General features: G+C 59.9%; 5 protein-coding genes. 2 read left to right on the top strand and 3 right to left on the bottom strand.

Going from position 1 to position 6,577, the window contains the following annotated elements:
• Positions 1-533 (top strand): right-handed parallel beta-helix repeat-containing protein (locus J6524_RS35295; protein WP_225678499.1); only part of this gene is annotated, 533 nt, incomplete at its 5' end.
• Between the two features lie 1,369 nt (positions 534-1,902).
• Here the strand turns inward: J6524_RS35295 and J6524_RS35290 are convergent.
• Together J6524_RS35290 and asnB are read right to left on the bottom strand one after the other, a co-directional pair.
• Positions 1,903-2,802: a glycosyltransferase family 2 protein gene (locus J6524_RS35290; protein ID WP_225678498.1), complete on the bottom strand. Its 900-nt coding sequence runs from the start codon at positions 2,800-2,802 to the stop codon at positions 1,903-1,905.
• A gap of 11 nt (positions 2,803-2,813) precedes the next feature.
• Positions 2,814-4,685 carry an asparagine synthase (glutamine-hydrolyzing) gene (gene asnB, locus J6524_RS35285; RefSeq protein WP_225678497.1) on the bottom strand — a complete coding sequence of 624 codons (1,872 nt, stop codon included), beginning with the start codon at positions 4,683-4,685 and terminating at the stop codon, positions 2,814-2,816.
• A gap of 70 nt (positions 4,686-4,755) precedes the next feature.
• On the opposite strand from asnB, the gene J6524_RS35280 reads away from it, so the two are divergent.
• Positions 4,756-5,829 (top strand): glycosyltransferase family 2 protein, encoded by a 1,074-nt coding sequence (locus tag J6524_RS35280; protein WP_225678496.1) that lies wholly within the window; start codon positions 4,756-4,758, stop codon positions 5,827-5,829.
• 379 nt (positions 5,830-6,208) lie between these two features.
• Here the strand turns inward: J6524_RS35280 and J6524_RS35275 are convergent, their stop codons facing one another.
• The gene (locus tag J6524_RS35275; protein WP_225678495.1) at positions 6,209-6,382 is read right to left on the bottom strand and encodes a hypothetical protein; all 174 of its coding nucleotides are present in this window, start codon (positions 6,380-6,382) and stop codon (positions 6,209-6,211) included.
• Between the last annotated feature and the right edge of the window lie 195 nt (positions 6,383-6,577).

Raw genomic sequence — 6,577 nt, 5'->3', positions numbered from 1 at the left:
ACTGCGACATCGATGGCAGCGGCTCAACCCGCACATCTGGTCTCGGTATCGGGGGCGGCACCAACTCTGCGATCATCGGCTGCGATATCAAAGGCATGGTGATCGGCATCCAGCTGTTCGGCCGCGCCGAGGTCAAGGACAACTATATCCACGACTTGGCTGACACGTCGAGCAACCCGGATGCCCGTCACTTCGATGGCATCACCTTGTTTGGTGGCCAAAACGGTTCGGTGATCGAGCACAACACGATCTCCATGCCCACCGGCGCCGGCGGCACTGCCGCCGTCTTCATCAAGACTGAGTTCGGTGCTATTGATGATATTCTGGTTAAAGATAACCTGATGTACGGCGACCCGTCGTTCACGATCTATGTGGAATCCACGACGCGCCCCATCACCAACGTCACGGTCGAAAACAACTACGTTGAGCGCGGGATTTACGGCTACTTCAATGTCGTGAATTCGACCCCGATTATCAGAAACAACGTCCAATGGGATAACCAAAAAAACCCCATCCCGTACCCAAAAAGATGATGGCCCTTTGGGCCTGGCGCGTCTGCGGATACGGATTCCGGGCCCCCTTTTCGCGCGGTGATCGGCAAATCGCTTAACCTGGTCAAATGCCTACCAGAACATTCAGCGAGCCTTTGAGCCGGCTGTTCGCGTCCATCCTCGACCGCTCTCAACTACAGCACTGCTTGCATGAGCATGCCCGCGATCAGGATCTCGACAGGAGTGGTACCACCGCGCACCAGAGAGCCGTAGCCGAGACAGTCAAGCTGCGGCTGAGGATGCCGAAGCTTCCTGGCCGACCCTGAGATGACATTGTTGAGCGCTATCTGCAACGCCAGCTCGGTCGAGGAGGCCTACCGAGATCTGTCGGCGAACTGTCGGTGCAAGCGGCCGACCGAAGTCGAGCATTCCTACGTTTGTTTCCGTGGCAGTCCGACTGTCTATGCTGGCTGCACATAACTCAAAAAAACAACTGCGACGCTCGGCGGTGGTCGCACGCCCTCGATCGCCTTGTCTTCGCACCGCGGGGACGAAGCGTATTCTCGCAAGATCGCACCGGGCCTGAGATCGGATATTACAGAAGGAAGGAGCGGTGGAGATGCCGCACGCACCAACTGACCCTAAACTTTTCGGTCAGTCTCCTGCGATGCTCAGCTTAGGCGTGCCCGTATGGAGATTGTTGGTCGCCACGTCCGCCGGATTCGGCGCTCAACGATTTCTGGACCGGTTGCAGCGCTCCTGACGAACCGCCTGCCACCAGTGACGCCTCTTGCCGTGCGGCCGTCCAACGTACTCACTTGTGGCCTAACCGTGCGAGACGCGGTGCCGCTCTGCTTGGGGAGAGATGAGTGCCTCATTGTCAACCGGGTCACCCCTGCGGCGGGTTCTGATGGCCGCACAACAATGTTACGCCTTATAGAGTACTTGGAGCGGTCGGGACATCTTTCTCACGTTTATCGCTACGACGTTTAGGGCGGTGACGCCCGCCTATTATGTTATGCCTCCAGATCGGGTGATCTTACTTGTGCACGTTGGCGGCATGACTGCGATATAGCTAGCCTACCCCAGCCAAATAAGAACTCGACAACATGATCAGGGACGGCCGCTCGCTTCCGGCCCCACGCCGTGCCGGCAAGGTGACGCAGCTTGCGCGGCGCCGCACCGACCAGCAGCGGCACTGGCTCGATGCAGTCGCCGGTCCCCGGACCGACGCTGCCAATCGCAGTGGCCATCATAGCTCAATTGAAACCAGCAATCGTTCAATTATGACACACTCGCAGTGGCTGCCTGATTGGCGATGGACCCGCGGGTGGCGTTCCTCCGTCACGAACCCAATCAAGACCTGATGGCAGGTGGCAATTGTCCGATCTTGCAGCAGTGCGTCCGTCTTCTATTTCCGATTCCATGCTGCCGAGATTTTTAGGCCGTCGTCCCGGAGTAGCACTCCGATCATGCGGCCACTGCGATAGAGCCTGATCGCGGTCAGACAGAGAAATGCCAAGATGCGCTCCCGCGAACCTGAGACACGGGGCGAGAAGAGTAGTGTCCGAAATTCCACGACTGGAGATCCGGCAACTGCGATCGCCCTGCCCAACCAACGCAGCGCACCAAGGCGTCGGGGCCGGATGCGCTCGTAGTCATGAGCAATGTGCCTGTCCCATTTCCCTGTCAGCTCGGCGAAGCTTTTCCGAGCGGGATGAAACACGATCATTTCCGGTACATACCGTATCGCATAGCCTTTTGCGCAGGCGCGCAGCCCCCAATCGCGGTCCTCGGCAACCTCGATCCCCGCAAACGGTCCGACCTCGGCGACGACCGACGGCAACGTTGCAAGGTTGCCAGTTCCCGAAAACCCTTCCGCGATGTGTTCGCTGTTGCGGTAGGAATAGATGCTTTCATATGGTTCGAGAAATGTAGGCCGCGAGGGATTTTCATAACTGACCTGAACATCGCCACCGATGATCCGAGTACTTCGGTCGGCAAAGGCGGCCTCAATCGCAGCGAGCCAACCGGGATCGGCCCGGCAATCGGCATCGATGAATGCTAGGATGTCACCGCGCGCCTCGCGGATTCCGCGGTTGCGAGCCGGCCCCGGGCCGGGAATGGATTCTGAGACGAGTCGGACATCAGGCCAAGCAGAACAGACCGTGCTGGGCAACCTCGCCGACCCGTTGTCGACGACGATGATCTCGATCTTGCTAGTGATGGCACGCTGGGCGTGCAGGGCTTCCAAACCAAGCTTGAGGTAGGCTTCCTGGTTGAGGTGCGGAATAATGACTGAGATCAGCATTGCCGGTCCGATCAGAAGAACTCGCGCAGGAATGTCTCCAGCGCGAACAGAGCCCAGAGCGTCTTGTCGTGATTCTGCTGTCCTTTTGCATGCTCGTCCAGGTAGAGTCTAACCGTCGCGCGATCGAGGTAGGGACCGCTAATGCTATCGGACCCGAGCAGGAGTTCCCGCGCCGGATCGCGCAGCGGGCCGCGAAACCATTCCGTCACCGGCATTCTGAAACCGTTCTTCCGCCGGGTTAAAACCGATTCCGACAGGCGCGGGCCCAAAGCCTCCCGTACGATCCGTTTTGTAACACCCCACTTGATGCGTTGGCTGTCCGGCAAGGTGCTGGCGAACTCCGCGAGCCGAACGTCCATGAACGGTGCGCGCGCCTCGATCGAGGCAGCCATTGTCATCATGTCCATCCGCTCGAGCAGGTTGTCAGGCAGCCAAGACGTCTGATCGAAATGCAGTACACGGCGCAACGGGGTACTTCCCGCCGCCGCATTGAAGGGGCGCGCATCGGGCTGACGGCAGACCGCGGGGCCGGTCCACAATGTCTTGCGTTCTGCCGGGGTAAGGGCGCCGAACCAGGAGACCATTCGCTCATCGAACCGGCGCGTGCTCATTGCTCTTGCGGCAATTCTCAATCTCCGGCCCACCGCAGGAGCCGGAGATGTCGCCGCGAGTAGAGCATGTCCCGCGACCGAGAGCAGTCCCGGTCCGGCAAGGCGGCCAAGATGCCTCTCCACAAGATGCTTCGGATAGCCACCGAACATCTCGTCAGAACCCTCACCCGACAGGATGACCTTCACGTGTTTCGCAGCCTCCACCGACATCATGTAGATCGGCAGATCGGCGGTCTCCGCAATTGGCGCGGCACGATGACGGCTGAGCATTGGTAGCAGCGCGGTCAGGTCATCCGGCACGAGCTCCAGCGACGTATGGATCGTGCCGATCTGGCGCGCGGTTTCGGCGGCGAAGCCCAGTTCCGAAGCTGGATCATCCCGGAAACCGACCGAAAAGGTTCTTATTTCGGGGGCGCCGAGATGGGCCAGCGTCGCCACGATCGACGTGGAGTCGAGCCCGCCCGACAGAAACGCCCCGAGCGGCACATCGGCTCTCAGGCGCAGCTTCACCGCCTCATCGAAGACAGCAAGAAACCCGGCGACAGGGTCAGCGGGTGGCGTACGGTGTAGCGCTGTCTCTTCCGGAGCGGTCCAGTAGCGCCGCGTCGTCATCTCTCCGTTCCGCCATATCAGACAGCTTCCCGGTGGCAGCTTGCGGATATTGCGGAAAAAGGTGAAGGGGCCGGGGGCGTAGCGCCAGCAGAGGTATTGGTAAAGCGTGTCGACGTCGAGTTCGGCACGCACTTCCGGATGAGTCAGCAAGGCAGCTATTTCGGAGCCGAACACCAGCACCGGTCCGGAAACCGTCTGCCGCTCGGCGAGGAACAGCGGCTTCTTGCCGAACTGATCCCGGGCCAGCACAACGGTCCGCGTCACGTCGTCATGCAGCGCAAAGGCGAACATGCCCCTGAAGCGGGGCAGACACTCGGCCCCCCAGGTGCGCCACGCTTCGAGGATAACCTCGGTATCCGAGCAGGTCGTGAATCGCGCGCCACGCGCCAGGAGCTCGTTCCGGATCTCGATGTAGTTGTATATTTCGCCGTTGAACACGACGGTGAAGCGTCCGTCGTGGCTGGCCATTGGCTGGCTGCCGCCCGCGAGATCGATGATCGAAAGGCGCCGGTGCCCCAGTGCGGCCACGGCGCCTCCGGAAAGGGGCAGAATCGTCTGTCCTTCGCCATCCGGTCCCCGATGCCTAAGCGCGTCCGTCATGTTTCGAAGGCGTCCGGCATCCGCCGGCGGCGGTCCTATCCATCCCGCAATGCCACACAAGGTCTATGTCCTTCCGTCAGAAAATATCTGTAGTGAATAGAGCTTCATCACAATTGGTGTCCGGTCGTGGTTGAAGAACCTCGCCGCAAGATTGCACGGAGATGGCTTCCATAATACAGAATTTCGAAGTTTTTGGCATTGTCTGCAACCGGCAAAACAGGGATCACCGCGCATGACGAAAATAACTGGGCAGTCTGCGCCCCTCGTTTCCATTATCGTCGTCAGCTACAACACGCGCGAGATGACGCTCGAATGCCTGCGGTCGGTCTTTGCGCAGACACGCCAGTCCTTCGAACTGATTGTGGTGGACAATGCCTCGTCCGACGGATCCGCCGCTGCGATTGCGGCAGAGTTTCCGGACGTCCGCCTGATGGCGGAAATCGAGAACCACGGCTTCGCCAAGGCCAACAACATAGCTGCGTCCCATGCCCGCGGGGAGTATCTTCTGTTGCTCAACCCCGATACCGTCGTGCTTGAGCGAGCCATCGACCGGCTTCTTGATTTCGCGCGTCGTGTGCCCGAAGCAGAAATCTGGGGCGGCCGGACGCTTCACGGTGACCGCAGCCTCAACCCGACCAACTGCTGGCGGCGCATGACGCTCTGGAGCGTGGCGAGCCAGGTCGTGGGGCTATCGAGCCTGTTCCGCCGCAGCACGCTCTTCAATCCCGAAGGTTACGGCGGTTGGCCGCGCGACAGCGAGCGCGGGGTCGATATCGTCACCGGGTGTTTCCTACTGATCCGACGAGAATTCTGGCAGGAACTCGGAGGTTTTGACCCGAGCTACGTGATGTATGGCGAAGAAGCCGATCTCTGCCTGCGCGCTCAGGCGAAGGGGGCGCGGCCGATGATCACGCCCGAAGCTCAAATCATCCATTATGCCGGTGCTTCCGAAACAGTGCGGTCCGAAAAAATGGTGCGGCTGCTGCGTGCCAAGGTGCTGCTGATCCGACGGCATTTTCCTCGTTGGCAGCGACCGGCCGGCCTGATGCTCTTCCGGCTTTGGCCGCTCAGCCGATACTGGGCAACGCGCGCGCTAGGACGGCGTATGGCTGCCCAAACTTGGGGCGAGATCTGGCGGCGACGGCCCGAATGGTGGAATGGCTGGCCGGACACTGGGAACGGGCCGTCTTCCAGTCCCCGCTGATCGGAATGTCAATCGCGCTTGCGCTGTCGAGCTGATCTACACCCAATTTTTGCTTCTTTACCAGCAGCTGGGTAACAGCGGTCGTCTCGTCGGGCGGGATTGCGCAGACGGAACGAACGTGAGATGCCCGCGCGGCTGCCATCCAAATGGGCCAGACTCACGCCATAGGCGCGATCCGAAATTTTTCCGAACGGCCATAAGCGATTTGGTAATCCCGAAACTTTTCCGGGATAATAGTAGCGTCGGGGAAAAGCGCAGAAAAGACCGCTCTATCAGGCAAAGATGAATCTTGTATGGTCTTCATCGCCTCATCGACGGTTTCGGCTTTGGACCGATTCTGTTCTCTAATTCCGGGTCTGGGTGTCAAGCTCTCCAACGATCATCCTTGCGCCAGGCCACTGTTCTCTCCGCGGTAGGTTAAGCCCTCCAGCATGATGGCGTAAGGTGACGCTGGCGGTTTAATGTTGAAATCGCGGTCGGCCTTTCGGACACTCGCAAAATCGGTCGAACTCACCATCGCCATCGTCCCGGCATACAACGAAAGCTCGATCATTGCTCGGACGCTGGAGCAATGGGTCAGCCGCGAAGGTGTCGATGAAATAGACTAGTCGTCGTTTGCAACGGACGTACTGACGATACGGCAAGCGTTGCTCGGCGGATTCGGCCAAGCGGTCCGCGTCGTCGAATCCAGCGTCGCCAGTAAGACGCACGCGCTGGATCTGGGTGATCAGGTCGCCCGCTCCTTTCC

The sequence above is a fragment of the Bradyrhizobium hereditatis genome (assembly GCF_020329435.1).
Classification (GTDB): Bacteria; Pseudomonadota; Alphaproteobacteria; order Rhizobiales; family Xanthobacteraceae; genus Bradyrhizobium; species Bradyrhizobium hereditatis.
Note: the sequence above shows the minus strand (reverse complement) of the source record. Positions and strands in the feature narration are given on the sequence as shown.